The 24,799-nt window shown below is 67.7% G+C and carries 22 protein-coding genes; 18 read left to right on the plus strand and 4 right to left on the minus strand.

Translation table 11 applies throughout. From position 1 onward, the window contains the following. Nucleotides 1-204 precede the first annotated feature (204 nt). From FOZ76_RS20425 to FOZ76_RS20440, 4 genes are all read left to right on the plus strand, one after another. Complete coding sequence (locus FOZ76_RS20425) at nucleotides 205-1,989, plus strand: acyl-CoA dehydrogenase (RefSeq protein WP_143950119.1); 1,785 nt, start codon at nucleotides 205-207, stop codon at nucleotides 1,987-1,989. Nucleotides 1,990-2,168: 179 nt separating this feature from the next. Then, nucleotides 2,169-2,882, plus strand: a complete 714-nt coding sequence (locus FOZ76_RS20430; RefSeq protein WP_143950120.1) for a phosphoadenylyl-sulfate reductase — start codon at nucleotides 2,169-2,171, stop codon at nucleotides 2,880-2,882. A 106-nt stretch (nucleotides 2,883-2,988) separates the two neighbouring features. Then, entirely contained in the window at nucleotides 2,989-3,906 is a 918-nt protein-coding gene (gene cysD, locus FOZ76_RS20435) for a sulfate adenylyltransferase subunit CysD (protein ID WP_143950121.1), read from the plus strand. Beyond that, nucleotides 3,906-5,213 carry a sulfate adenylyltransferase subunit 1 gene (locus tag FOZ76_RS20440; protein WP_143950122.1) on the plus strand — a complete coding sequence of 436 codons (1,308 nt, stop codon included), beginning with the start codon at nucleotides 3,906-3,908 and terminating at the stop codon, nucleotides 5,211-5,213. The genes cysD and FOZ76_RS20440 overlap by 1 nt, the downstream gene beginning before the upstream one ends. A gap of 156 nt (nucleotides 5,214-5,369) precedes the next feature. Here the strand turns inward: FOZ76_RS20440 and adhP are convergent, their stop codons facing one another. Beyond that, nucleotides 5,370-6,401 carry an alcohol dehydrogenase AdhP gene (gene adhP, locus FOZ76_RS20445; RefSeq protein WP_143950123.1) on the minus strand — a complete coding sequence of 344 codons (1,032 nt, stop codon included), beginning with the start codon at nucleotides 6,399-6,401 and terminating at the stop codon, nucleotides 5,370-5,372. A gap of 146 nt (nucleotides 6,402-6,547) precedes the next feature. On the opposite strand from adhP, the gene FOZ76_RS20450 reads away from it, so the two are divergent. Both FOZ76_RS20450 and FOZ76_RS27590 read left to right on the plus strand, forming a co-directional pair. Further along, nucleotides 6,548-7,669: a PA0069 family radical SAM protein gene (locus tag FOZ76_RS20450; RefSeq protein ID WP_143950124.1), complete on the plus strand. Its 1,122-nt coding sequence runs from the start codon at nucleotides 6,548-6,550 to the stop codon at nucleotides 7,667-7,669. A 14-nt stretch (nucleotides 7,670-7,683) separates the two neighbouring features. Then, nucleotides 7,684-7,821 carry a hypothetical protein gene (locus tag FOZ76_RS27590; RefSeq protein ID WP_170235558.1) on the plus strand — a complete coding sequence of 46 codons (138 nt, stop codon included), beginning with the start codon at nucleotides 7,684-7,686 and terminating at the stop codon, nucleotides 7,819-7,821. A gap of 24 nt (nucleotides 7,822-7,845) precedes the next feature. Here the strand turns inward: FOZ76_RS27590 and FOZ76_RS20455 are convergent, their stop codons facing one another. After that, nucleotides 7,846-8,298, minus strand: a complete 453-nt coding sequence (locus FOZ76_RS20455; RefSeq protein WP_143950125.1) for a TM2 domain-containing protein — start codon at nucleotides 8,296-8,298, stop codon at nucleotides 7,846-7,848. Nucleotides 8,299-8,587: 289 nt separating this feature from the next. On the opposite strand from FOZ76_RS20455, the gene rpsP reads away from it, so the two are divergent. The 6 genes from rpsP (at nucleotide 8,588) to FOZ76_RS28015 (ending at nucleotide 12,448) form a co-directional block, all read left to right on the plus strand. Further along, nucleotides 8,588-8,848, plus strand: a complete 261-nt coding sequence (gene rpsP, locus FOZ76_RS20460; protein WP_143950126.1) for a 30S ribosomal protein S16 — start codon at nucleotides 8,588-8,590, stop codon at nucleotides 8,846-8,848. 13 nt (nucleotides 8,849-8,861) lie between these two features. Beyond that, entirely contained in the window at nucleotides 8,862-9,464 is a 603-nt protein-coding gene (rimM, locus tag FOZ76_RS20465) for a ribosome maturation factor RimM (protein ID WP_143950127.1), read from the plus strand. A gap of 22 nt (nucleotides 9,465-9,486) precedes the next feature. After that, the gene (trmD, locus tag FOZ76_RS20470) at nucleotides 9,487-10,266 is read left to right on the plus strand and encodes a tRNA (guanosine(37)-N1)-methyltransferase TrmD (protein WP_143950128.1); all 780 of its coding nucleotides are present in this window, start codon (nucleotides 9,487-9,489) and stop codon (nucleotides 10,264-10,266) included. Nucleotides 10,267-10,598: 332 nt separating this feature from the next. Continuing rightward, nucleotides 10,599-10,994 (plus strand): 50S ribosomal protein L19, encoded by a 396-nt coding sequence (gene rplS, locus FOZ76_RS20475; protein WP_143950129.1) that lies wholly within the window; start codon nucleotides 10,599-10,601, stop codon nucleotides 10,992-10,994. A 286-nt stretch (nucleotides 10,995-11,280) separates the two neighbouring features. Then, complete coding sequence (locus FOZ76_RS20480) at nucleotides 11,281-11,961, plus strand: CoA pyrophosphatase (protein ID WP_143950130.1); 681 nt, start codon at nucleotides 11,281-11,283, stop codon at nucleotides 11,959-11,961. 157 nt (nucleotides 11,962-12,118) lie between these two features. Continuing rightward, a complete protein-coding gene (locus FOZ76_RS28015) occupies nucleotides 12,119-12,448 on the plus strand; it encodes a DUF167 domain-containing protein (RefSeq protein ID WP_143950131.1) in 330 nt (109 codons plus the stop codon). Here the strand turns inward: FOZ76_RS28015 and FOZ76_RS20490 are convergent. Both FOZ76_RS20490 and FOZ76_RS20495 read right to left on the minus strand, forming a co-directional pair. Continuing rightward, nucleotides 12,407-14,764, minus strand: coding sequence for an FUSC family protein (locus FOZ76_RS20490; protein ID WP_143950132.1), 2,358 nt, complete (start codon nucleotides 14,762-14,764; stop codon nucleotides 12,407-12,409). The genes FOZ76_RS28015 and FOZ76_RS20490 overlap by 42 nt on opposite strands. Nucleotides 14,765-14,823: 59 nt before the next feature. Next, nucleotides 14,824-15,804 (minus strand): NAD(P)H-quinone oxidoreductase, encoded by a 981-nt coding sequence (locus tag FOZ76_RS20495; RefSeq protein ID WP_143950133.1) that lies wholly within the window; start codon nucleotides 15,802-15,804, stop codon nucleotides 14,824-14,826. 539 nt (nucleotides 15,805-16,343) lie between these two features. Between FOZ76_RS20495 and rimP the strand changes: the two genes are divergently transcribed. The 6 genes from rimP to typA all read left to right on the plus strand — a co-directional run bounded on the left by rimP (nucleotide 16,344) and on the right by typA (nucleotide 24,751). Then, nucleotides 16,344-16,847 (plus strand): ribosome maturation factor RimP, encoded by a 504-nt coding sequence (gene rimP / locus FOZ76_RS20500; RefSeq protein WP_143950134.1) that lies wholly within the window; start codon nucleotides 16,344-16,346, stop codon nucleotides 16,845-16,847. Beyond that, a complete protein-coding gene (gene nusA / locus FOZ76_RS20505; RefSeq protein ID WP_143950135.1) occupies nucleotides 16,844-18,331 on the plus strand; it encodes a transcription termination factor NusA in 1,488 nt (495 codons plus the stop codon). Before rimP ends, nusA begins: the two co-directional genes overlap by 4 nt. Nucleotides 18,332-18,414: 83 nt before the next feature. Then, nucleotides 18,415-21,549 carry a translation initiation factor IF-2 gene (gene infB, locus FOZ76_RS20510; protein WP_143950136.1) on the plus strand — a complete coding sequence of 1,045 codons (3,135 nt, stop codon included), beginning with the start codon at nucleotides 18,415-18,417 and terminating at the stop codon, nucleotides 21,547-21,549. Between the two features lie 5 nt (nucleotides 21,550-21,554). After that, entirely contained in the window at nucleotides 21,555-21,962 is a 408-nt protein-coding gene (gene rbfA, locus FOZ76_RS20515) for a 30S ribosome-binding factor RbfA (protein WP_143950137.1), read from the plus strand. 39 nt (nucleotides 21,963-22,001) lie between these two features. Continuing rightward, nucleotides 22,002-22,931, plus strand: coding sequence for a tRNA pseudouridine(55) synthase TruB (gene truB / locus FOZ76_RS20520; RefSeq protein WP_143950138.1), 930 nt, complete (start codon nucleotides 22,002-22,004; stop codon nucleotides 22,929-22,931). Continuing rightward, entirely contained in the window at nucleotides 22,928-24,751 is a 1,824-nt protein-coding gene (typA, locus tag FOZ76_RS20525) for a translational GTPase TypA (protein ID WP_143950139.1), read from the plus strand. The genes truB and typA overlap by 4 nt, the downstream gene beginning before the upstream one ends. Nucleotides 24,752-24,799 lie beyond the last annotated feature (48 nt).

Here is a 24,799-nt window from a genome sequence, read left to right on the forward strand (position 1 = left end):
GCCGCGGCGAACCCAGGCGGCGCCGGGTTTCCGGCGCCGCCTTTTTCGTCGCCGGGCCGTCTCAAGACGAAAAGGCGCCCCCATGGGGGGCAGCGCCGCCGCGCAGCGGCAAGCGTGGGGGCTTTTTTCGTCGCCGGGCCGGGCGCGGGAGCCAACCGCGAGGCTGGCGCATCGTGATTGCAAAGGATAGTGGAGGGTAGGGACATGAGTTACCAAGCGCCGTTGCAGGACATCCGCTTCGTCATCGAGAAGCTGGCGGGCCTGGAGGAGGTGCAGCGACTGCCGGGCTTCGAGGAGGCCACGAGCGAACTGGTCGACGCCGTGCTCAACGAGAACGCGCGTTTCGTCGAGGGCGTGATGGCCCCGCTGAATCGTGTCGGCGACGAACAGCCCGCCGTCTGGAACGACGGCGCGGTCACGACCTCGCCGGGGTTCAAGGATGCCTATCGGCAGTTCGCCGAAGGGGGCTGGCAAGGCCTGCAGCATCCGGTCGATTTCGGCGGCCAGGGGCTGCCCAAGCTGGTCGGCGCGCCCTGCATCGAGAACATGAACGCGGCCAATCTCGCGTTCTCGCTCTGCCCGCTGCTCACCGATGGCGTCATCGAGGCACTGCTCACGGCCGGCTCCGACGAGCAGAAGGCGCGCTACCTGCCCAAGCTGGTCGAAGGCACCTGGACCGGCACCATGAATCTCACCGAGCCGCAGGCCGGCTCGGATCTGGCGCAGGTGCGCACGCGCGCCGTGCCGCAGGCCGATGGCACCTACCGCATCTTCGGCCAGAAGATCTTCATCACCTGGGGCGAGCACGATGTGGCCGAGAACATCGTGCATCTGGTGCTCGCCCGCACCCCCGACGCGCCGCCGGGCGTCAAGGGCATCTCGCTCTTCATCGTGCCGCGCCGCCTGGTCGGCGAGGATGGCAGCCTGGGCCAGCGCAACGATGTCTACTGCGCCTCGCTCGAACACAAGCTCGGCATCCACGGCAGCCCCACGGCGGTGCTGCTGTACGGCGAGGGCAAAGGCGAGGTGGGCGAGGGTGCGATCGGCTACCGGGTCGGCGAGGAGAATCGCGGCCTGGAGTACATGTTCATCATGATGAACGCCGCGCGCTTCGCCGTCGGGATGCAGGGTGTCGCAGTCAGCGAGCGCGCCTTGCAGAAGGCGGTCAGGTTCGCTGCCGAACGCGTACAGAGCCGCGCCATCGGTTCGAGCAAGCCGGCGGATACCATCGATCAGCATCCCGACGTGCAGCGCATGCTGCTCACCATGCGTGCGCTCACCGAAGGTGCCCGGGCCACCGCCTATGTCGCCGCGTCGCTGTACGACAAGGCGCATCACCATGCCGACGCCGAGGTGCGCAAGCGCAACCAGGCGGCCTACGAATACCTGGTGCCGATCGTGAAGGGCTGGTCCACCGAGATGTCCCTCGAGGTGACGTCCCTGGGCGTGCAGGTGCATGGCGGCATGGGTTTCATCGAAGAGACCGGCGCGGCCCAGTACTACCGCGACGCGCGCATCCTGCCGATCTACGAAGGCACCACCGCGATCCAGGCCAATGACCTGGTCGGCCGCAAGACGGTGCGCGACGGCGGCGCGGTCGCGCTGGGGCTGATCGAGCGCATGCGCGAGACCATCGCCGCGCTCGAGGCGAGCGGCGACGAGGAGCTGGGCCTGGTGGCGCGCCGGTTCACCGAGTCGGTGGACGATTACGAGATCGTCGTCAACTACGTGCTCGAGACGGCGGGCAGCGACGCACGGGCGGCCTATGCCGGCAGCGTGCCGTACCTGCAGCTAGCCGGCATCGTGCACGGCGGCTGGCACATGGCGCGTGCCGCCCTGGTGTGCCGCAAGGAGCACGTCGGCGACGCGTTTCATGCACGCAAGGCAGCCACGGCGGCGTTCTATGCCATGCACATCCTGCCGCGCACCCACCCGCTGCGCCTGGCAATCACCGAAGGCGCGCAGGCCGTGCGTTGGCTGGTGGCCTGAGCCGTCGCGCCGCGGGGCGGAGCGGCGCCAGCCCGCCGCCCGCCGGTCGCCGTTGATATGCGCTCTTCATGGGATGGCGCGGCTTGTCATGGTTTCTAGTTATATGCTTACGAAAATCCCTTCGTTCCTTATAGCTGGAAGGCATGTCAGCATGGCAGTCCGAATCATCGGGTTGAACCATGCTTTCCGCTTTACAGACCACGCTGGCCGACGCCGCCAGCCGCTACCCAGGCATCGTGCTCGCCTCGTCCCTCGCGGCCGAGGACATGGTGCTCACGCACGCCATTGCCATTGCCGGGCTGCCCGTCGAGATCTTCACGCTCGACACGGGGCGTCTGCACGTCGAGACCCTGCAGCTCATCGATCGCGTCCATGAGCGCTACGGCCTGTCCATCCGGGTCGTGCGGCCGGATGCCGACGCGGTCCGGGCGCACGTCCAGGCACATGGCGAGTACGCGTTCTACGAAAGCATCGACCTGCGCAAGGCCTGTTGCGAGATCCGCAAGGTCGCGCCGCTGCGGCGCGCGCTGGCCGGGCGCCCGGCCTGGGTCACGGGCCAGCGCCGTGAGCAGGCGGTGAGCCGCGGCGAACTGCCGTTCGAGGAGCACGACCCGGTCTTCGGTCTATACAAGTTCAATCCGCTGGCGGCCTGGACCGAGGCCGATGTCTGGCGTCTCATCCGTGCCGAGGACGTGCCCTACAACCCGCTGCACGACAAGGGCTACCCGTCGATCGGCTGCGAACCCTGTACCCGCGCGGTGCGCGCCGGCGAAGACCCGCGCGCTGGTCGCTGGTGGTGGGAGTCGGCCGATTCCAAGGAGTGCGGCCTGCACGCCGGCAACCTGGCCCATGCCGGCGACGTGGCGCCGCTGCGCTATATGCCGCCCCGATGATCGCGGGCCCACTCGTAGCCTCGCCCGCGAAGGCAAGGCAAGCCCGCCCTCGCGCGGGTGCCGTCCACCGTTCCGTTTTCCGTTTTCTGCTGCGTCCGCCTCGCCCATGACCGTCAAGACTTCATCTTCCGTTCGCACCCACCTGGACTGGCTCGAAGCCCAGGCCATCCACATCATGCGCGAGGTGGCCGCGGAGTGCGCGCGTCCCGTGCTGCTCTTCTCGGGCGGCAAGGATTCCTGCGTGCTGCTGCGCCTGGCGGAGAAGGCCTTCCGCCCGGGGCGCTTTCCCTTCCCTCTGCTGCACGTGGACACCGGCCACAACTTCGACGAGGTGATCGCGTTCCGTGACGCGCGCGCGGCCGAACTCGGCGAGGATCTGGTGGTGCGCAGCGTCGAGGATTCGATCAAGCGCGGCAGCGTGGTGCTGCGCCGCGAGACCGACTCGCGCAATGCGGCGCAGGCCGTCACGCTGCTCGAGGCCATCGAGGAGTTCGGCTTCGACGCCTGCATCGGCGGCGCTCGGCGCGACGAGGAGAAGGCGCGCGCCAAGGAGCGCATCTTCTCGTTTCGCGACGAGTTCGGCCAGTGGGACCCCAAGGCCCAGCGCCCCGAACTCTGGAACCTCTACAACACCCAGGTGCATGCGGGCGAGAACATGCGGGTCTTCCCGATCTCGAACTGGACCGAACTCGATGTGTGGCAATACATCGAGCGCGAGAACCTCGCGCTGCCCTCGCTGTACTACGCGCACCAGCGCGAGGTCGTGCGCCGCAATGGCCTGCTCGTGCCGGTGACCCCGCTCACGCCGCCGGTCGCGGGCGAATCGCCCGAGACCGTCACCGTGCGCTTTCGCACCGTGGGCGACATTTCCTGCACCTGCCCGGTGGCCTCGACCGCCGACACGCCGGCCGCGATCATCGCCGAGACCGCCATCACCGACATCACCGAACGCGGCGCCACGCGCATGGACGACCAGACCTCCGAAGCCTCCATGGAGCGTCGCAAGAAGGAAGGATATTTCTGATGAACGCCGTCACCGAACCGTTCCTGGGCGAAACCAGCGTCCTGCGCTTCATTACCGCGGGCTCCGTCGATGACGGCAAGTCCACGCTGATCGGGCGCCTGCTGTATGACAGCAAGGGCGTCTTCGCCGACCAGATCGCGGCCATCTCCAAGGCCAAGTACCGCCGTACCGAGGGCGACGCCATCGACCTGTCGCTGCTCACCGACGGCCTGGAGGCCGAGCGCGAGCAGGGCATCACCATCGACGTGGCCTACCGCTACTTCGCCACGCCGCGGCGCAAGTTCATCATCGCCGACGCCCCCGGGCACGAGCAGTACACCCGCAACATGGTGACCGGCGCCTCCAATTCCGATGCCGCCATCATCCTCATCGACGCGGCGCGGGCCGCCGATGGGGTGCTGCTGCCGCAGACCCGTCGCCACAGCACCATCGCCCACCTGCTGGGCATCCGCCACATCGTGGTCGCGGTGAACAAGATGGACCTGGTGGACTGGGATCGCGCCGTGTTCGAGCGCATCGCCGCGGCCTACACCGAGCTGGCGGCCAAGGTCGGCATCGAGACTTTTCACGTGCTGCCGATCTCGGCGCTGGGCGGCGATAACGTCGTGCACGCGTCCGAGCGCACGCCCTGGTACACCGGCCCCGTGCTGCTGGAACTCCTGGAAGGCCTGGCGCTCGAGGAACTCAGCAGCGAGCAGCCGCTGCGCTTTCCGGTGCAACTGGTCGCGCGCCATGGCGGCAGCCGCGCCGATGATTTCCGCGGCTACATGGGCCAGGTGGCGAGCGGTGTGCTGCGCCAGGGCGACACCGTGGCGGTCCAGCCGGCGGGCGTGCAGGCCGTGGTCCAGCGCCTGGTGACGTACGACGGCGACCTGGATCAGGCGCCCGCCGGCACCGCCGTCACCGTCGTGCTGGATCGCGACGTCGACGTCTCGCGCGGCGACGTGCTCACGCATGTCCAGGACGCGGCCGCCTTGTCGCGTTGCTTCGTCGCCGAACTGTGCTGGCTCGATTCGCAGCCGCTCAATCCCGCCCGCAAGTACCTGCTCAAGCACGGCACGCGACTGACCCAGGCGCGCATCCAGGCGGTGCATACGCGGCGCGACATGCAGTTGCTGCAGGAAGTCGATGCCGAAGGGGTGGCCCTGGCGATGAACGACATCGGTCGTGTGACGGTGGGCACGCGCGATGCGCTGGCGCTGGACAGCTACGCCGATCTGCCGGCCACCGGGGCTTTCATCCTGATCGATCCGGCGACTCACCAGACCGCAGCGGCGGGCATGGTGCGCGAGGTCCAGGCGGGTTGAGCGCCGCGCAGGCCGCGGCGTTCACCGCGGCCTGACGTGATTCCGGGAGCCCCTGCGTGCAGGGGCTCCTGTCGTTTGCGGGCCAGGTTTCGCATTGCGGCAGCGCGCAGGCGGGCGGGGCTCCCCCCGCCCCGCGCGGGCCGGCCGGTCGGCAGTTCAGGGCGATGCCATGTCCAGCACGACCCGTCCCTCGATCCGGTTGGCGTGCATTCGGGCGAATACGTCGTTGATGTTGTCCAGCGTGTCCGTGCTCGTCACCGCGCGCACCTTGCCTTCCTGGGCAAAGAGCAGCGATTCCTGCAGGTCCAGCCGGGTGCCGACGATGGAGCCGCGCACCGTGATGCCGTCCAGCACCATGTTGAAGATGGACAGCGGAAACTGGCCTGGCGGCAGGCCGACCAGCGACATGGTGGCGCCTCGCCGAAGCATGCCCAGACCCTGCTCGAAGGCCTTGGGAGACACGGCAGTGATCAAGGCGCCGTGGACGCCGCCGATCTCTTTCTTCAAGAACGTGGCCGGGTCGGTCGTGGCGGCATTGACGGTGACGGTGGCGCCGAGCCGTCTGGCCAGTTCCAGCTTGGCGTCGTCCACATCCACTGCGGCGACATTCATGCCCATGGCCCTGGCGTATTGCACCGCCATGTGTCCCAGGCCGCCGATGCCCGATACGGCCACCCATTGCCCGGCCTTGGCTTCGGTGGTTTTCAGCCCCTTGTAGACCGTCAGCCCGGCGCACAGGACGGGCGCGATCTCGACGAAGCCCACGTTCGCCGGCAGCAGCCCGACGTAGTTCGCGTCCGCGAGCGCATAGTCGGCGAACCCGCCGTTGACCGAGTAGCCGGTGTTCTGCTGCTGCTCGCAGAGCGTCTCCCAGCCGCCCAGGCAGTGCTCGCAGTGGCCGCAGGCCGAATACAGCCAGGGTACGCCGACGCGGTCGCCTTCCTTGATGTGGCTCACGCCGGGCCCGACGGCGGCGACGTAGCCCACGCCCTCGTGCCCCGGAATGAAGGGCGGTGCGGGTTTCACCGGCCAATCGCCATCCGCGGCATGCAGGTCGGTGTGGCACACGCCGCAGGCCTCGATCCTGACGAGAACCTCGCCCGCGCCCGGGCGAGGCACGTCGACTTCCTCGATCCGCAGGGGTTTGCCGAACTCATGGACGACAGCGGCCTTCATGGTCTTTTGCATCGCGCATCTCCCTTGAAAGATTCGCCCCCATCGAGGGCCTCGGATCACGATAGGCCGGCAGCACGCCTCATGCCCCCGATCGGATCAAGGTTTGTGCACGCGATGCTGGTGTTGCATCCAGTGCTGGATGCATGTACAGTATCGCCATGGTTACCGATGCAAACACTCCTCCTGGCAAACCGGTCCGCCCCACGTGGCGCGGGCGGGGCGCCGTGGCCAACGTGGCTCATCGTTTCGAGCGAGACGAGCGGGCGGCGTTTGACGACGGCTGGGCCACGCAGGCGGAGGATGCACGGCAGGCCCGGGCGCCTCGCACCACCGTACGCGAAGAGCACGCGCGCAAGCTGCTGTCCTACAACGTCTCGCCCGACATTCCCTTCGATCGGGCGGTCAATCCCTATCGGGGTTGCGAACACGGCTGCACCTATTGCTATGCGCGCGCCACGCACGCCTATCTGGGCTACTCGCCGGGGCTGGATTTCGAGACCCGGCTGGTGGCCAAGGTCAACGCGGTCGAGGCCCTGCGGGCCGAACTCGCCAGGCCGGGCTACCGCCCCGGCACGATCACCATCGGCTCGGCCACCGATCCCTATCAGCCGATCGAGCGCGATTGGCGCCTCACGCGCGGCCTGCTCGAGCTCATGGACGAGTGCAGCCATCCCGTGGTGCTCATCACCAAGAACGCCCTGATCGAGCGCGACGTCGACGTGCTCGCCAGATTGGCGGCGCGCGGCCTGGTGGTCGTATTCCTGAGCATCACCACGCTGGACGCGGCCATGGCGCGCACGCTGGAGCCGCGCGCCAGCGCGCCGTGGCGCCGCATCGAGGCCGTTCGTGCCCTGTCCCAGGCCGGCATCCCGGTCGGCGTCATGGTCGCGCCCATCATTCCCTTCATCACCGATGCCCAGGTCGAGCACGTCCTCACCGCGGCCGCAGAGGCCGGTGCGGGCAGTGCGGGCTACACGGTATTGCGCCTGCCTTACGAGGTCCGCGATGTCTTCGAGGCCTGGCTGCATACCCACTTCCCCGACCGCGCCGCCCGGGTGCTGCATCACGTCGAGGCAACCGGCGGGGCGCGCGATGCGTCCGGCGTGCGGGCCTCATCGCGGTTCGGCACCCGCATGCGCGGCGAGGGCGCGTGGGCCGAGCTCATGGCACAGCGCTTCACCATCGCGGCGCGCAAGGCGGGGTTCGGCCAGCGCCGCTTCGATCTTTCCACGCAGCACTTCAATCCCCCCAACCTGGGCGGCCAGCAGTCGCTCTTCTGATTTCGGAGATCATCATGCGCCGTATCAATCGCAACGCATCTTCCCGCCACACCGAGCGGCGTGGCGCCGTCCTCGCCGAGGCCTTGCTGGCCCTGGGGTGGGGCGCCATGATTCCCTGCCTGCTGCTGTTGGGCGGTGCGGTCGGGTTCTGACCGGCAGGCCGGCCCCCGGGGTTTTCAGAGGCCCAGGCTGCCATCCACCATCGCCAGCGATGCAACGACGACATGGGCCATGATGATGCTCATGCCGATCAGCAGGATGGCCATGGCCAGGATGACGGCTCCCCAACCGCTGCGCGACCTGCGTTGCTGGCTGGCGTTGTAGCGTGCGTCGAAGCGCTCGTCCGACATCAGGCACAATACCAGCGCCTCGACGAACCCCGCGACCAGCGGGACGAGCACCAGGTAGTACAGCAGTTGGTCATGCCAGGGCGCGGCTCGCAGCCACACGGTGGTCAGTATGGTCGCGGTGGCGAGCAAGGGCAGCCAGGCGTAGCGGCGGCCCAGATACCAGCCGTGCGCGCCCGCCCAGCCCAGGCAGAACGCGAGCAGGCCCGCCAAGGTCTTGTGGCGAAAGCCCCGGCTGGAATCGGTGCGTGTGGGCGTGGCGCTGAGCAGCGTATCGGTCATGTGTGCGCGGGCTGATTCATGGGTTGCCGGCCGCTGGCCGGGAAAGCCGGGGCGGGTGAGGGTCGAGATCCATCGGCCATCTTGCCGCAAGGCGGCGCAACGGGAAAGTGGCGCACGCCCTGCGCGCAGGGCAGGGCGCCTGCCGGGGCGGCCTTTTCGACCCTCGGGCGTCGTGGGTACGTATGGGCGCTGTGGGCCCTGCAGGCCTGGCGAGCTTTCTTCTTGCCTCTGTCCAGGCTCGCAAGCTATACTAGCTGGCTTTGTCTTACACCAAATTAGGGGATTACCAATGGTGGTGATTCGTTTGTCGCGCGGCGGCTCCAAGAAGCGCCCTTTCTACAACCTCGTTGCCGCTGATTCGCGCAACCGCCGTGACGGCCGCTTCATCGAGCGCGTGGGTTTTTACAACCCGCTCGCCCAGGAAGGTCAGGAAGGCCTGCGCATCGCGCTTGACCGCATCGAACACTGGACCAGCAATGGCGCCCAAGTGTCGCCGGCGGTTGCTCGCCTCGTGAAGGACTACGGCAAGAAGTCCGCTGCTGCTGCCTGATTGCAGGTCGGTCGTGCTGACTCAGTCCGGCGCCGTCCCCGCCGATCTCATCGAGCTGGGGCGCATCACAGGCGCGTACGGCGTGCACGGCTGGGTGAAGATCGAGCCGTACGCGGCTCAGTCTGCGGTATTGCTGGGCGTGCGCCAGTGGTGGCTGGGGCGTGAAGCCGATGTGGCGGGCGGTGGTGCGGCTCAAGCCCCGCGGCCTGTGCGCGTCCTCCGTTCGCGTCCGCAGGGGAGTTCCATCGTCGCTCATCTCGAGGGCGTGGACGATCGTACCGTGGCCGAGGCGCTGAAGTCGCAGCGTGTCTGGGTGCCGCGTTCCACGTTTCCCGCACCGGATGACGATGAGTACTATTGGGTCGATCTGATCGGCTGCGCCGTCTGGGGCGTCGATGAGGCAGGCGGTCCGGTGATGCTCGGGTCTGTGGTCCAGGTGGCCGACAATGGCGCGCATGCGGTGCTCGAGGTCCAGCGGCTCTCGGAAGCCGGTGCGCCCGCCGTCGATGCCAAGGGCCGCCCGGTGACGATGCTCGTGCCTTTCGTCGAGGCTCACGTCGGCTCGGTCGATCTGGCCGAGCGCCGTATCGACACCGATTGGCCCGCGGATTTCTAACGGCTGTACGCTGCGCATGCGCTTGCGTTTCGATATCGTCACCTTGTTTCCCGAGATCTTCGATGCCGTGACGCGGCACGGAGTGACCGCGCGCGCCTGTCAGCGCGGGCTGTGGCAGATGCATGCCTGGAATCCGCGCGAAGTCACGACCGACGCGCATCGGACGGTCGATGACCGTCCGTATGGCGGCGGGCCAGGCATGGTGATGCTGGCCGATCCCTTGATCAAGTCGGTGCAGCGGGCCCGGGCGGCGCGTGCCGAAGCCGGCGCGCTGCAGGCCGCGCCCGTGATCCTGCTCAGCCCCACGGGGCGTCGGTTCGAGCAGTCCATGGCGCGGGATCTGGCCTCGTCCGAAGGTGCGATCCTGATCTGCGGCCGCTACGAAGGGGTGGACCAGCGCTTCATCGATGCCTGCGTCACCGACGAGTGGTCGCTGGGCGACTTCGTGCTGTCGGGCGGAGAGATCGGTGCCCTCGCGATCGTCGATGCCACCGTGCGCCTGCTACCCGGGGCGCTGAACCATGGCCAATCCGCGGTGCAGGATTCCTTCGATGCCGCGCTGTCGGGCATGCTCGATTGCCCTCACTACACCCGTCCCGAGGTCTATGAAGGGCAGGCGGTGCCTGCGCCTTTGCTGTCCGGCCACCACGCGCAGATCGCCCGCTGGCGTCGCGAGCAGTCGCTGCGCATCACCGCGCAGCGCCGGCCCGACCTGATCGCCGCGGCGCGCGCTGCAGGCACGCTGTCGGCGCAGGACGAGCGCTTTCTCGCCGAGCGCGGCCTGGCCCCGACCGAAGATTGAGGCCGGGCTTGCCGGGCTGCGGCTGTGGGGCCGGCCCGGATTGCCCCGTCGGTAGCGAGTGCCGGCGAGCGTCGGATGCCTGCCGTCTTCGGAGCGCACGTCTATAGCATCGCTTGGCAGTCTCGGCAGCGCAATGCTAGAATTGCGAGTTGTCCTTTAATCAACCCCCATCCTATGCGGGCGCTCTTGCGCGTTGCGGATCGGGCAAGACCGGCAGGCTGCACGGCTTTCGTCGCGGTACTGCTTTTTGCCTTCTCCCCTTGCGCATCCTGGCAAGCCAATAGCCTGGCAGGCCGGTTCTTCGCGGCCCGCACGATGGTATCGGAGTCATCATGAATCTCATCCAGATTCTCGAGCAGGAAGAAGTGGCTCGCCTCACCGAAGGCAAGGCCATTCCCGAATTCGGTCCTGGCGACACGGTCGTCGTCAGCGTCAACGTCGTCGAAGGCAGCCGCAAGCGTGTGCAGGCCTACGAAGGCGTGGTGATCGGCCGCCGCAATCGTGGCCTCAACTCGTCCTTCATCGTCCGCAAGATTTCCTCGGGCGAAGCGGTCGAGCGTACCTTCCAGCTCTACTCCCCGCAGATCGCCTCGATCGAAGTCAAGCGTCGCGGCGACGTGCGTCGCGCCAAGCTCTACTACCTGCGCGAGCGCTCGGGCAAGTCGGCGCGCATCAAGGAAAAGCTGGTGCGCAAGGCTGCCAAGACCGTGGCTGCTCCCGCCCAGTAAGCGGGCTCGCACCGTCGGCCGCAACTGCCTGGTCATCTGCGGCCGTGTGCTAAAAGGTACCCGCTTGGGTACCTTTTTTCATTGCATCGACGGTTTTTGCCGTAGGGCCGCGCCCAGGGCAAAAAGCGCTCCCTTGGGAGGCAGAAGCCGAAGGCGCAGCGCGGGGGCCCTTTTTTTTCCGCCGGGCCGCCCCAAGGCAAAAAAGCGCCCCCTTGGGGGGCAGCAAGCCGAAGGCGCAGCGTGGGGGCCCTTTTTTTTCTCCGCTTTTTCTTCATCCCAATCATCCATGTCGAGCAAGGCGCCTTCCATCTTCAATCCTGCGGACCAGCCCTGGACGGTCGACAGCGAAGGTCTGGGGCCGGTGCCGGCGACGGCGCTGACGCCACAGGCGCTGCGGCTGCGCTTTCGCAGTCCGCCCATGTGGGCGCCCGAAAATGCGGACGAAAGCCGGCGGCACCGGCTGGCCGACGGGCTGATCGACGCCGCCGTCCTGGTCCCGCTCATCGAGCGCCCGGATGGCCTCAACGTCTTGCTGACGCAGCGCACGGCGCACTTGAACAACCATGCCGGCCAGATCGCCTTTCCGGGTGGCCGCGCGCAGCCCTCCGACGCGAACGAGGTGGACACCGCGCTGCGCGAGACGGAGGAGGAAACCGGCCTTACGCGCGAGCACGTCGACGTGCTGGGCGAACTGCCCGACTACCTGACCTCCACCGGTTTTCGCGTCACGCCCGTGGTGGGCCTGGCCAAGCCGGATTTCACGCTGGCCCACGATCCCTTCGAGGTGGCCGACGTGTTCGAAGTCCCCCTGGCTTTCCTGATGGACCCGGCGAATCATCGCCTGCACACGGCGAGCATGGTCGATGGCATCCCGCGCCGCTACTATTCGATCCCGTATGGCGAGCGCTTCATCTGGGGCGCGACGGCCGGCATGCTGCGCAACCTTTATCACATGCTGCGTGCGTGAGCGCCCCGCCCGGCCGCCCGAAGGGGCGCGATTCCTCCCGTGGGGAGGATGTCGCGCAGCGACAGGAGGGCACACCCATGAGCGCCCCGCCCGGCTGCCCGAAGGGGCGCGACTCCTCCCGTGGGGAGGATGTCGCGCAGCGACAGGAGATACGCCAGTGAACACGCCGAGCTGGCTCGCCCGTAGCGGCGACGCCTGGGTGCTGGTCCTGCACGTACAGCCAGGGGCGCGCCGCACAGAGGTGCAGGGCCGGCATGGCGATGCGCTCAAGCTGCGCCTGGCCGCGCCGCCCGTCGACGGCAAGGCGAATGCCGAGCTGATCCGCTTCGTGGCGCAGCGCCTGGCCGTGCCGCGCACCGCCGTGACCCTGGTCGCCGGCCAGACGTCGCGCAGCAAGCGCCTGAGCGTGGACGCCGGCGCGCTGCCCGAGGCCAGCGCCGTGGTGTCAGCCCTGTGGGACGATGATCGGCTCGGCCCGCTGGGCTGAGAACGCCGGGGTGGTTCCGGGCGAAGCCTGCACGGCATAGGCGTCCTCGCGTACCCGCTGCACTGTGCGCATCATCTGTCGCAACTGGTGCGTGAGATGGGCCGTCTCGAAGGCCGGCACGGCGGGGTCGTCCGGATTCGGCGGGCTCAGGGCGGCAAGCGGCTCCAGCGCCTTGGCCACCGGCGGCAAGAGTTCCGGGCCGAACTCCGGCGCGGGCGCCGGCGCAGCGTCCGCGGGAGCGGGGCCGGCGCTGGTGCCCACGAGCAGTGTCTCGGCCTGGCGCAGCGATTCGTCCATGGCGTCGAGCAGGCGCCTGAGTTCCGCAGGCTGCTCATCTTCCGGTCCGACCACGCGAAACAGCGGCATCGTGGAGGATATCTGCGCGGCCAGCATGTGGTTCTGCACCAGCAGGTCGTTGAGATACCCGGTCGCGATGCGCTTGGACTTGGGCTCGGCCATCATCCGGTAGAAGGCGTCGGCGAAATTGGCGAAGGCGGTATGGGCATTGCGCCGCGCCAGCCGCCAGGTGACGTCGTTGCGCGGCTCCGGCGTGCGGGCCTGGCCCTCCGGCAGCGGCGGCGGTTGCCGGCACACTTGCAGCAGGCGGCGGTTGGCCGCGACCGAAGCGCGTGCCAGCGACAGGATGGAGCGGTTCTCCCAGTGGGGCAGGACGTAGCTGAACGCCCAGACCAGCAGCGAGCCGACCAGGGCGTCGAGTGCGCGCTCTCCCACCACCATCAGCGACCCGGGCGCGAGGAAGTGAAAGGACAGCAGCACCAGCATGGTGTTGAAGATCGCGCTGACCAGGTAGTTGATGGGCTGGAAGCTGTTGTTCAGGATCGAGGCGACCAGCATCACCGCGAGCAGGGCCTTGGGGCTCTGCGTGGCGGCCATCACCGCCGCCGTCAGCGCGCAGCCGATGATGGTGCCGAGCAGGCGGCGCTGGTTGCGCTGCGAGGACAGCGCAAAGCCCGGCTTCATGATGACGAGGATGGTGAGCACGATCCAGTAGCCGTGGCCGCCGAAATCGAGCTGCAGCAGACGCGCGCCATGGTCGAGCAGCCAGGCGAAGGCCAGGCCCGCGCTCACGGTCAATGAGAGCCGGATGGCGTAGCGCAGATGCGGCGAGGAGAGCTTCAGGTTGCTCGTGAAGCGCGACAGGCTGATGGCCTCGCGCGAGATGAACGGCGTGAGCGAGCCTTCCGTGCCCAGCAGCAGCTCGGTCGAGCCGGCGCCGCGCACGTGGGCGCGCATGCGCTCGACCAGGCGGGCGGCGGTGCGCAGGCGGCGCAGGATCTGCACCACCACGACCCAGGCCTCGGGCGAAGCCTGCGGGAAATCCTTGCGCTTGAGCAGCACGGTCTCGTATTCGAGCGCGCGCAACTCGGCCTTGATGGAGGTGCTGCGATTCACCGGCCGGCCGCCACCCACGGCCATGCCGATGTTGTCCAGTTCGCGGGCGAGCTTGACGAGGGCGTCGCGGGCGAACAGCATCAGGTCGGCATCGCCCAGCGCGCGGCGCAGCACATCGTAGTCGGTGTAGGTGGCGAGCATGGTCTCCTGCAGGTCGACCATGTCGAGAAAGATGTTGCCGAGCTGCACGCGGCGCGGGTCGGGATTGTCGCGGTCGATCCGGCTGACTTCGCGCAGGATCAGGTCGCGCGCGGCCTGCTGCTGTTCCGCCAGGGCCGACTGGGCGGGGATCAGGCTCCGATAGCTGCTCTGCAGGTCCAGCCCCGCATCGTAGAACGGTGCCTTGGCGCGGATGTAGTCGGCGGTGGCAAAGAGCGCCACCGCCAGCGCCTGGCGTTCGTCGCGCAGCCGGGCCAGATGCGAGACGGTCACGCTGAAGGCCGTGTACCAAAGGCTTCCGCCCAGGGTGGCGAGAGCGTGCCAGGCCGCCACCGTGGGCGTGACGCTCGCATGCATGGTCAGCGTCATCAGCAGCAGGCAGGCGAAGCCGATCAACCCGCCCTTGCGGCCGAAGGCCGAGAACATGCCGAAGAAGAAGGTCTGGGCCAGCACCGCGAACAGGAGCAGGGCGGGCCAGGACGTGGCCACGCCGGTGATCAGGGCGGCCAGCGTGCCCAGCAGGGCGCAGCCCAGCATGCCGTTCAGCCGGTGCTGCAGCGGGCCCGGCTGGTCGATCACCGAGACGCACAAGGCGCCGAAGGCGGCCGCCATGCCCATTACCGGCTGATCGAACACGCCGATGCCGATGAATGGCGGCAACAGGATGCCGATCGATTGGCGCAGGCCGTTGGTCAGGTAATGACCATAGATAAACTTGCGGATGCCGGCGCGGGGGTTTTCCATGGGTGCTGCGCCGCGCGCCTGGCGCGCGGCAGGTAGTCGATGCGGGTAGGGGGCGTTCGTCAGAGTTCGAGCATGATCTTGCCGATGTGTCGGGACGACTCCATCAGCTCGTGGGCGGCAACGGCGTCCTCGAGCGCGAACGTGCGAAAGACGTGCGGCTTGAGCTTGCCCTGGCCGAACAGCGGCCACACCCGCTCGCGCAGCGCGGCGGCGATCGCGGCCTTGTCCTCGACGCTGCGCGGGCGCAGCGTCGAGCCGGTGAAGGTGAGCCGGCGCGCCATGATCGGCACGGCGTCGAAGTCCGGCACCTTGCTGCCGTTCAGGAAGGCGATGTTGACCAGGCGGCCCTCGATGGCAAGCGAGCGCAGGTTCTTCATGGTGTAATCGCCGCCCACCATGTCGAGAATGACATTGACGCCCTGCTTGCCGGTGTCGGCCCAGACGCGGGCGGCCCAGTCCTCTTCCCGGTAGTTGTACGCCACGTCGGCGCCGTTGGCCCGGCAGTAGTCGGCCTTCTCGGCGTTGCCGACGGTCGTATAGACCTTGGCGCCGAAAGCCTTGGCCAGTTGCAGGGCCGTGAGGCCGATGCCGCTGGAGCCGCCGTGCACCAGGATGCTCTCGCCCGGCTGCAGGCGGGCCCGGTCGAACACGTTGGTCCAGACCGTGAAGAAGTTCTCGGGCAGCGAGGCCGCTTCGAGCAGGCTCAGGCCGTCGGGCACCGGCAGGCAGTGCGTCGCCGGCGCGACGCAGAACTCGGCGTAGCCGCCGCCCGGGGTGAGGGCGCAGACTTCGTCGCCCACCTTCCACTGGGTGACGCCTGCGCCGAGCTTGGCGATGCGCCCGGCCACCTCGAGGCCCAGCACCGGGGACGCGCCGGGCGGGGGCGGATAGCTGCCGGCGCGCTGTGCGACGTCCGGCCGGTTGACGCCGGCGTAGCGCACCTCGATCAGCACATCGCCCGGGCCGGGCTCGGGCGCGGGCATGTCGGCAAGCTTCATCACGTCGGCTTTGCCGCACGGTTGGTGGTCTATGTAGCGCATGCGCAGAAATCCTCTCGACAGGGTTGAGATTCCGAAGGCAGCCGTCAACTATACCCTTGCCTCGCCCCCGGGATCGAGTCGCGCGTCATGGCGGTGCAAGCGCGTAATGACTTGATGGGAAAACCATTTTCAGCTAGAATCTTCGTCTTAACAGAAGGTCTTGGCGCGACTTTGCTGCAGCAGCGGTGCTGCCAGCCTTGGCAATGACCCCGGTTTTCGCGTGGGTTTTCTGCCTGTGTCGGGGCGTTTTTTTGATCGAAGGCCTGGGCCGGTCGGCTCTAGCGTCGGGAATTCAGGCTGCATGTAAGGTTGCACCGCTAGGGCTGTTACGACTCTAGGGCAGTACGGCTGGGGTTGTACGACTAGGGGCTGCGCTACGGCAGTTGCCAGGCAGTGCGAGGCGTGGGCGCCGTGGTTGGGTCCTCATGATGCACACAGGTTGCCAGGCACCATTTTCCGTTCTTTTCTATAGCCCGGCCGTTCAAGGCCGGCTGGGTTAACCGGGATGGGTTGGCAGCGCCACCCATTTTTTTTTATATATGGCAGATCTATACACGCTGGTTGAACAATCCGTGGCGGGGCTGGATGTCGAGGTTGTGGACGTCGAGCGCGCCGGCAAGGGCCTGTTGCGTGTGACGATCGACCGTGAGGGCGGTGTCCGCATCGAAGACTGTGAAGCCGTATCGCGCCAGCTTTCTCGCGTGTTCGAAGTCGAGAACCTCGATTACGCGCGCCTGGAGGTCGGTTCGCCCGGCACCGACCGGCCGCTGCGCAAGGAGCGGGATTTCCTGCGGTTTGCTGGCGAACGTGTCGAGATCAAGTTGCGCGCCCCCTTGAACGGGCGAAAAGTCTACGCAGGCGTGCTGCGCACGGCTGCCGATCTGGCCGGCGACGACACGCCGGCGCCCGAGGCGGCTGTGCCGGTGTTCGGGCTGGAACTCGAAGAAACAAAAGGCGAAGTCCAGGTCTTGACCTTCACGCTCGACGAAATCGAACGTGCCAAGCTCGACCCGGTTCTCGATTTCAAGGGCAAAAAGCGATGAGTCGCGAGATTCTGTTGTTGGTGGACGCGCTCGCGCGCGAGAAGAACGTCACGCGCGAAGTCATCTTTGGTGCGCTCGAGAGCGCCCTGGCTTCCGCCATGAAGAAGCGCTTCAAGGAGGACGTGGACATCCGCGTCAGCATCGACCGCGAGACGGGCGATCACGAGGCATTCCGCCGTTGGCTGGTGGTGCCCGACGAGGCAGGGCTTCAGGAGCCCGACAAGGAAACTCTGTTGTCGGACGCCCGCGACGAGGTGTCGGAGGTGGACGTCGGCGACTACGTCGAGGAAGCGCTCGAGCCGATCGAATTCGGCCGCATCGGTGCGCAGGCCGCCAAGCAGGTCATCCTGCAACGGGTGCGCGACGCCGAGCGCGAGCAGTTGCTCAACGATTTTCTCGATCGCGGCGAATCCATCGTGTCCGGCTCCATCAAGCGCCTGGACAAGGGTGACGCCATCGTCGAGATCGGCAAGATCGAAGCGCGCCTGCCGCGCTCCGAGATGATCCCGCGCGAGAACCTGCGCGTGGCCGACCGCGTGCGTGCCTACGTGCTGCGCATCGACCGCGCCGCTCGCGGCCAGCAGGTCATTCTGTCGCGTTCGGCGCCGGATTTCATTCGCCAGCTCTTCGAGAACGAAGTGCCGGAGATCGAGCAGGGCCTGCTCGAGATCAAGGGCGCGGCCCGCGACCCCGGCGTGCGCGCCAAGATCGCCGTGGTCGCCCACGACCGCCGCATCGACCCGATCGGCACCTGCGTCGGCATGCGCGGCTCGCGCGTGCAGGCCGTGCGCAACGAGCTGGGCGGTGAACAGGTCGACATCGTGCTGTGGTCGGAAGATCCGGCCCAGTTCGTCATCGGCGCGCTCGCGCCCGCCAACGTGCAGTCGATCCTGGTGGACGAGGACAAGCATGCGATGGACGTGGTGGTCGACGAGGACAACCTCGCCATCGCCATCGGCCGCTCCGGCCAGAACGTGCGCCTCGCCTCGGAGCTGACCGGCTGGCAGATCAACATCATGACGCCGGAAGAAAGCCAGGCGCGCCAGGACGAAGAGCGTCATGGGCTGCAGCAGGTGTTCATGAGCAAGCTCGACGTGGACGAGGAGGTCGCCGACATCCTCATCAGCGAGGGCTTCACGGGCCTCGAAGAAATCGCCTACGTGCCGATCCAGGAACTGCTCGAGATCGAAGCGTTCGACGAGGAAACCATCAACGAGCTGCGCACCCGCGCGCGCAACGCTCTGCTCACCGACGCCATTGTGCAGGAAGAGCGGGTGGATGCCGCGCAGGAGTTGCTCAGCCTCGAGGGCATCACGCCCGAGCTTGCCGCCAGGCTCGCCGAGGCGGAGGTCTATACCCGCGACGCCCTGGCCGATCTGGCCGTGGACGAACTGGTCGAGATCACCGGCATGTCGGAAGAAGACGCCAAGGCGCTCATCGTCAAGGCGCGCGCTCACTGGTTCGAGGAAGGTGCCGCCGACTGAGGCGGCACACGCGGGCGCGACAGGCGCCCGCCCTTGCAGCGGTGCGGTGCGGGTGATGAAGTTATCGGGATAGAGAGAAACGCATGACGAGTAATACGGTTACTGAGTTTGCCAACGAATTGAGAATGGCTCCGGCCCAACTGCTGGAGCAGTTGCGCGGTGCCGGCGTTCAAGTGAACTCGGTAAACGATGCCATCACCGAGGCGAACAAAGCCCAGTTGCTGGAATCGCTGCGCCGCGCCCACGGAGCCACCGAGGGCAAGAAGATCACTCTCACGCGCAAGCAGACCTCGGAGATCCGCCAGTCGGATGCGACCGGGCGCGCGCGTACAATTCAGGTCGAGGTTCGCAAGAAGCGCACGTTCGTCAAGCGCGACTTGTCCGAACTCGAAACGGGGGCGGGTGCCGCCGAGACGGTCAAGCCCGAGGCTGAGGCCGTGCCGGCCGAGCCTGTGGCCGCGGCGCCTGCGCCGGCCCAGGAGGCGCCGCGCGAGACGCCGCCCACGCCCGAGATGGCCCCGGCGCAGGCTGAAACGCCCGCACCGGCAGAAACGCCGGCTGCCGCCGAGGTCCAGGCCGAGGCGCCGGCAAGCGATCGGCCGGGCGCGGCGGACGAGCCAGCGGCGCAGCCGTCTGTCGAGCCCGCGCAGCACGCCCGGCCTGCCGCCGAAAGCACGCCGCCGGTGGCTGTGCCCGTAACGGTTCAGCCCGAGACCGTGCAGCCCGAGGCTGCCAAGCAGGAGGCGGCCAAGCAGGAGGCCCCGGCCGAGCCGGCGCAAGCCGCGCCCACGGCCGCCGCCGAACCCGAATCGAAATCCGAGTCCCAGCCGGCAGCGGCTCAGCCCGCCGAGCCGGTCCAACAGCAGGAGCCGGCCACGAAGCCCGCAAAAGCCGAAACCCCACCGCAAATAGATAAGACTGTGTCGCAAACCACCCAAGCCGCGCCCACCAAGGCGGCTGCCAAGGCCCCCGCCAGCGCCGGACGTTCCCCCGTGGGCGTCAAGCGTCGCGCTCCGGCCGCCCCCGATCCCGCCGCAGAAGCGGCGCGGGAACGCGCGCGCCAGCGTGCCGAAGCGGAAGCCGCGGCATTGCGCGACATGCTGAACCGGCCTCGCAAGGTGCTGCACGCCGCAGCGCCCGCCAAGCCCGCCGCTCCGGCCACGCCGCCGGCGCAGCCGGGCGCCCCGGCGGCGCCCGCGAACGCAGGCACGCTGCACAAGCCGGCGGCCAAGCCGGCGACGGACGCGGCCAAGAAGGAAGCCAAGGGCCCGGGTGGCAAGAAGCTGATCAAGTCGTCCGAAATGGCGTCGACCTGGTCCGACGACTCGCGCGGCAAGAAGCCGGCGCCTAAGGGGCGCGGCAACGCCGGCGGCGGCCGTTCGGACGGCTGGCGCGCGGGCGGCGGCCGCGGTCGCGGCGGTCGTCATCAGCAACAGCAGACGCAGCAGCAGGCCGAGTTCATCGCGCGTGAAGTCCACGTGCCCGAGACCATCACCGTCGCCGACCTGGCGCACAAGATGTCGGTCAAGGCCGCCGAAGCCATCAAGGTGCTGATGAAGCTCGGCCAGATGGTCACGATCAACCAGGTGCTCGACCAGGAGACGGCCATGATCGTGGTCGAGGAACTGGGCCACACCGCGATCGCCGCCAAGCTGGACGATCCGGAAGCCTTCCTGGACCTGAGCGCCACGGACAGCGGCGAGCACCCGATGGAGCCGCGTGCGCCGGTCGTCACCGTCATGGGCCACGTCGATCACGGCAAGACCTCGCTGCTCGACTACATCCGTCGCTCCAAGGTTGCGCCGGGCGAAGCCGGCGGCATCACGCAGCACATCGGTGCGTATCACGTGAAGACGCCGCGCGGCATGGTCACCTTCCTGGACACCCCGGGCCACGAGGCGTTCACCGCCATGCGTGCGCGCGGCGCCCAGGCCACGGACATCGTCATCCTGGTGGTGGCGGCCGACGACGGTGTGATGCCGCAGACGCGTGAAGCCATCCACCACGCGAAAGCCGCCGGCGTGCCCATCGTGGTCGCGATCAACAAGATCGACAAGCCCGACGCCAATCCCGACCGCGTCAAGCAGGAACTGGTCGCCGAGGAAGTCGTGCCCGAAGAATACGGCGGCGACTCGCCCTTCGTGCCGGTGTCCGCCAAGACCGGCGCCGGCATCGACGACCTGCTCGAGAACGTGCTGCTGCAGGCCGAAGTGCTGGAACTCAAGGCCACTGTCGATACGCCCGCCAAGGGCCTGGTCATCGAAGCCCGCCTCGATAAGGGGCGCGGCCCGGTCGCCAGCATCCTGGTGCAGAGCGGTACGCTGCGCCGCGGCGACGTGGTGCTCGCGGGTGCCAGCTATGGCCGCGTGCGCGCCATGCTGGACGAGAACGGCAAGAACACCGCCGAGGCCGGCCCGTCGATCCCCGTCGAGATCCAGGGCCTGACCGAAGTCCCGGCCGCCGGCGACGAGATGATGGTGCTGACCGACGAGCGCAAGGCGCGCGAGATCGCCTTGTTCCGCCAGGGCAAGTTCCGCGACGTCAAGCTGGCGCGCCAGCAGGCCGCCAAGCTCGAGTCCATGTTCGACAACCTGGGCGAGGGCACGCAAACCCTGCAACTGGTCGTCAAGACCGACGTGCAGGGCTCGCAGGAAGCGCTGGTGGCCTCGCTGGTCAAGCTCTCGACCGACGAAGTGCGCGTGCAGGTCGTGCACGCCGCCGTGGGCGGGATCTCGGAAAGCGACATCAACCTCGCGATCGCCTCGGGTGCGGTGGTCATCGGCTTCAACGTCCGGGCGGACCAGAGCGCGCGCAAGCTCGCCGAGGCCAACGGCGTGGACATCCGCTACTACAACATCATCTATGACGCCATCAACGATGTGAAGTCGGCAATGTCGGGCATGCTCGCGCCGGAGAAGCGCGAGGAAGTCATCGGCATGGTCGAGATCCGCGAGATCTTCACCGTCTCGCGCATCGGCAACATCGCGGGCTGCATGGTCACCGATGGCGTGGTGCGCCGCGACGCCCAGGTCCGCCTGCTGCGCCACAACGTGGTGGTCTGGACGGGGCAGTTCGAGTCGCTGCGCCGCTTCAAGGACGACGTCAAGGAAGTCAAGCAGGGCTTCGACTGCGGTATCACCCTGCGCGGCTACAACGACATCGAGATCGGCGACCAGCTCGAAGTGTTCGAAGTGCGCGAAGTCGCCCGTACCCTCTGACCCTCATGAGCCGCCATCGACCCAAGACCCTGCCGGCGCGCAACCAGCGCCTGGCCGACCAGATCCAGCAGGATCTGGCCGGCTTGGTCCAGCGCGAGGTGCCGACCTCGCGTGCCGGCCTCGTCACGCTCACCGGCGTCGAGCTGTCGGCCGACTATGCGCATGCCAAGGTGTACTTCACCGTAATCGGCGCGGAGCCGGCGCAGGCGCTCGCCGTTCTCACCGAGAAGGCGGGCTGGCTGCATTCCCAGCTCTTCAAGCTTTTGCACATCCACACCGTGCCCACGCTGCACTTCGTCCATGATGAGCAGCTCGCACGCGGCTTCGCCATGAACGCGCTGATCGAACGGGCCAACCGCCCCGGCTCGCGCGCGGACGACGAACCCGAAGACCCCGACGACGCCCGCGGCTGACGCCGGCGAGTCATTCCTTTCATCAAGACGGGTGAACCGATGGCATCGCGGCGTGGCCAGGCGATCGATGGCGTGTTGCTGCTCGACAAGCCCGAGGGTTTGTCGAGCAACCACGCCTTGCAGCGCGCGCGCCGCATCCTGGACGCGCGCAAGGCCGGGCATACCGGCACGCTGGACCCGTTCGCCACGGGCCTGATGATTCTGTGCTTCGGCGAGGCGACCAAGTTCTCGGCGGGTATGTTCGATGCGGACAAGTCCTACCAGGCCACGCTGCGCTTCGGCGCCGAGACGGACACCGGCGATCTCACCGGCAACCCGCTGGGCGAGCGCGCCGGCGGGCCGTGGCCTTTCCTGGCCGATACGGCTGCGCTGCAGGCTGCGCTCGCGACATTCGTCGGCCCGCAGTTGCAGGTGCCGCCGATGTATTCGGCCTTGAAGCGCGACGGCAAGCCGCTCTACGCTTACGCCAGGGCGGGCATCGAACTCGAGCGCGAGGCGCGCCCGGTCACGATCCATGCCATCACGCTGCTCGGCGTGGACGCCGCAGCAGGCGAGGCTCGCATCGAGGTTGCCTGCAGCAAGGGCACCTACATCCGCACGCTGGGGCAGGACATCGGCCGGGCGCTCGGTTGCGGCGCGCACCTGGCCGCGCTGCGGCGCACGCGCACGGCGGGTTTCGACCTGGCCGACGCCTGCACGCTGGAAACACTCGAGGCGCAAGCTGATCCGGCCGCGCGCCTGCTGCCGGTCGACAGCCTGCTGGCCGATCTGCCCGCGCACACGCTGAGCGAGCCGCTGGCCGCCCGTTTCGTGCTGGGCCAGACGGTGCCGGACGAGAGCGGCGCGCAGACCGGCGCCAGGGTGCGTGTGCGCGGACCTGGCGAGACTTTTCTGGGCACCGCCCGGCTGAACGGCCGTTGGGTCAAGCCCGAACGATTAATGGCATTCAACAAGGAATCTTCAACATGACACGAGCGTTGCGCAACGTCGCCATCATCGCCCACGTCGACCACGGCAAGACAACGCTGGTCGATCAATTGCTGCGCCAATCCGGGACTTTCCGCGACAACCAGCAAATGGCTGAGCGCGTGATGGACTCGAACGACATCGAGAAGGAGCGTGGCATCACCATCCTCTCGAAGAACTGCGCGGTCGAGTACGAAGGCACGCACATCAACATCGTCGACACCCCGGGGCACGCGGACTTCGGCGGCGAGGTCGAGCGCGTGCTGTCGATGGTCGACGGCGTGTTGCTGCTGGTTGACGCGGTCGAAGGCCCGATGCCGCAGACCCGCTTCGTCACCAAGAAGGCGCTGGCGCTCGGCCTGAAGCCCATCGTCGTCGTCAACAAGGTCGACCGGCCGGGCGCGCGCACGGACTACGTCGTCAACGCCACGTTCGATCTGTTCGACAAGCTGGGCGCCACCGAAGAGCAGCTCGACTTCCCGGTCATCTATGCGTCGGGCCTGAACGGATTCGCCGGCCTGACCAACGATGTGCGCTCGGGCGACATGCGTCCTCTGTTCGAGGCGATCCTGCAATACGTGCCGGTGCGCAACGACAACGCCGATGGCCCCCTGCAGATGCAGATCATCTCCATGGACTACAGCTCGTATGTCGGCAAGATCGGCATCGGCCGCATCAACCGCGGCCGGCTGCGCGCCGGGCAGGAAGTCCAGGTCCGCTTCGGCCCGGAAGGCCAGCCGATCAAGGGCCGCGTCAACCAGGTGCTGATGTTCCGCGGGCTGGAGCGCGAGGTGGTCGAAGAGGCGCAGGCCGGCGACATCGTGCTCATCAACGGTATCGACGAGATCGGCATCGGCTGCACGCTGGTCGACCCCGCGCAGCCGGAAGCGCTGCCGATGCTCAGCATCGACGAACCGACCCTGACCATGAACTTCATGGTCAACACCTCGCCGCTGGCCGGCCGCGAAGGCAAGTTCGTCACCAGCCGCCAGCTCCGTGAGCGCCTGGATCGCGAGCTCAAGTCCAACGTCGCATTGCGCGTGCGCGACACGGGCGACGACACGGTGTTCGAAGTGGCCGGCCGTGGCGAACTGCACCTGACGATTCTCCTGGAGAACATGCGCCGCGAAGGCTACGAGCTGGCCGTGTCGCGCCCGCGCGTGGTCTACAAGGAGATCGACGGCGTCAAGTGCGAGCCCTACGAACTGCTGACCGTCGATGTCGAGGACGGCCACCAGGGCGCGGTCATGGAAGAGCTGGGCCGCCGCAAGGGCGACCTGCAGGACATGCAGCCGGACGGCCGCGGCCGTACCCGCCTGGAATACCGCATCCCGGCACGCGGGCTCATCGGCTTTCAGGGCGAGTTCCTGACGCTCACGCGCGGCACCGGCCTGATGAGCCACGTGTTCGACGAGTACGCGCCGATGCGCGAGGGCGGCCTGGGCGAGCGCCACAATGGCGTGCTCATCAGCCAGGACGACGGCGCCGCGGTTGCCTATGCGCTGTGGAAGCTCCAGGACCGCGGCCGCATGTTCGTGAGCCCGGGCGAAGCCCTGTACGAAGGCATGATCATCGGCATTCACAGCCGGGACAACGACTTGGTCGTCAACCCGATCAAGGGCAAGCAACTCACCAACGTGCGCGCATCCGGCACCGACGAAGCCGTGCGCCTGGTGCCGCCCATCCAGTTGTCGCTGGAATACGCCGTCGAGTTCATCGACGAGGACGAACTGGTCGAAGTCACGCCCAAGTCGATCCGCCTGCGCAAGCGCTACCTGCAGGAGCACGAGCGCCGTCGCGCCCAGCGCGAATCGGGAGTCTGATAGACAGGCTTCATGCGTTTCTGGAACCGCGGCCTATCGCCGCGGTTT

The sequence above is a fragment of the Verticiella sediminum genome, assembly GCF_007558815.1.
In the GTDB taxonomy this organism is placed as follows: Bacteria; Pseudomonadota; Gammaproteobacteria; order Burkholderiales; family Burkholderiaceae_B; genus Verticiella; species Verticiella sediminum.

Bases quoted from the DNA above. Each gene is read 5' to 3' on its own strand.
- FOZ76_RS20425 (WP_143950119.1), top strand. From the start codon at position 205: ATGAGTTACCAAGCGCCGTTGCAGGACATCCGCTTCGTCATCGAGAAG.
- FOZ76_RS20430 (WP_143950120.1), top strand. From the start codon at position 2,169: ATGCTTTCCGCTTTACAGACCACGCTGGCCGACGCCGCCAGCCGCTAC.
- cysD (WP_143950121.1), top strand. From the start codon at position 2,989: ATGACCGTCAAGACTTCATCTTCCGTTCGCACCCACCTGGACTGGCTC.
- FOZ76_RS20440 (WP_143950122.1), top strand. From the start codon at position 3,906: ATGAACGCCGTCACCGAACCGTTCCTGGGCGAAACCAGCGTCCTGCGC.
- adhP (WP_143950123.1), bottom strand. From the start codon at position 6,401: ATGCAAAAGACCATGAAGGCCGCTGTCGTCCATGAGTTCGGCAAACCC.
- FOZ76_RS20450 (WP_143950124.1), top strand. From the start codon at position 6,548: ATGGTTACCGATGCAAACACTCCTCCTGGCAAACCGGTCCGCCCCACG.
- FOZ76_RS27590 (WP_170235558.1), top strand. From the start codon at position 7,684: ATGCGCCGTATCAATCGCAACGCATCTTCCCGCCACACCGAGCGGCGT.
- FOZ76_RS20455 (WP_143950125.1), bottom strand. From the start codon at position 8,298: ATGACCGATACGCTGCTCAGCGCCACGCCCACACGCACCGATTCCAGC.
- rpsP (WP_143950126.1), top strand. From the start codon at position 8,588: ATGGTGGTGATTCGTTTGTCGCGCGGCGGCTCCAAGAAGCGCCCTTTC.
- rplS (WP_143950129.1), top strand. From the start codon at position 10,599: ATGAATCTCATCCAGATTCTCGAGCAGGAAGAAGTGGCTCGCCTCACC.
- FOZ76_RS20480 (WP_143950130.1), top strand. From the start codon at position 11,281: ATGTCGAGCAAGGCGCCTTCCATCTTCAATCCTGCGGACCAGCCCTGG.
- FOZ76_RS20490 (WP_143950132.1), bottom strand. From the start codon at position 14,764: ATGGAAAACCCCCGCGCCGGCATCCGCAAGTTTATCTATGGTCATTAC.
- FOZ76_RS20495 (WP_143950133.1), bottom strand. From the start codon at position 15,804: ATGCGCTACATAGACCACCAACCGTGCGGCAAAGCCGACGTGATGAAG.
- rimP (WP_143950134.1), top strand. From the start codon at position 16,344: ATGGCAGATCTATACACGCTGGTTGAACAATCCGTGGCGGGGCTGGAT.
- nusA (WP_143950135.1), top strand. From the start codon at position 16,844: ATGAGTCGCGAGATTCTGTTGTTGGTGGACGCGCTCGCGCGCGAGAAG.
- infB (WP_143950136.1), top strand. From the start codon at position 18,415: ATGACGAGTAATACGGTTACTGAGTTTGCCAACGAATTGAGAATGGCT.
- rbfA (WP_143950137.1), top strand. From the start codon at position 21,555: ATGAGCCGCCATCGACCCAAGACCCTGCCGGCGCGCAACCAGCGCCTG.
- truB (WP_143950138.1), top strand. From the start codon at position 22,002: ATGGCATCGCGGCGTGGCCAGGCGATCGATGGCGTGTTGCTGCTCGAC.
- typA (WP_143950139.1), top strand. From the start codon at position 22,928: ATGACACGAGCGTTGCGCAACGTCGCCATCATCGCCCACGTCGACCAC.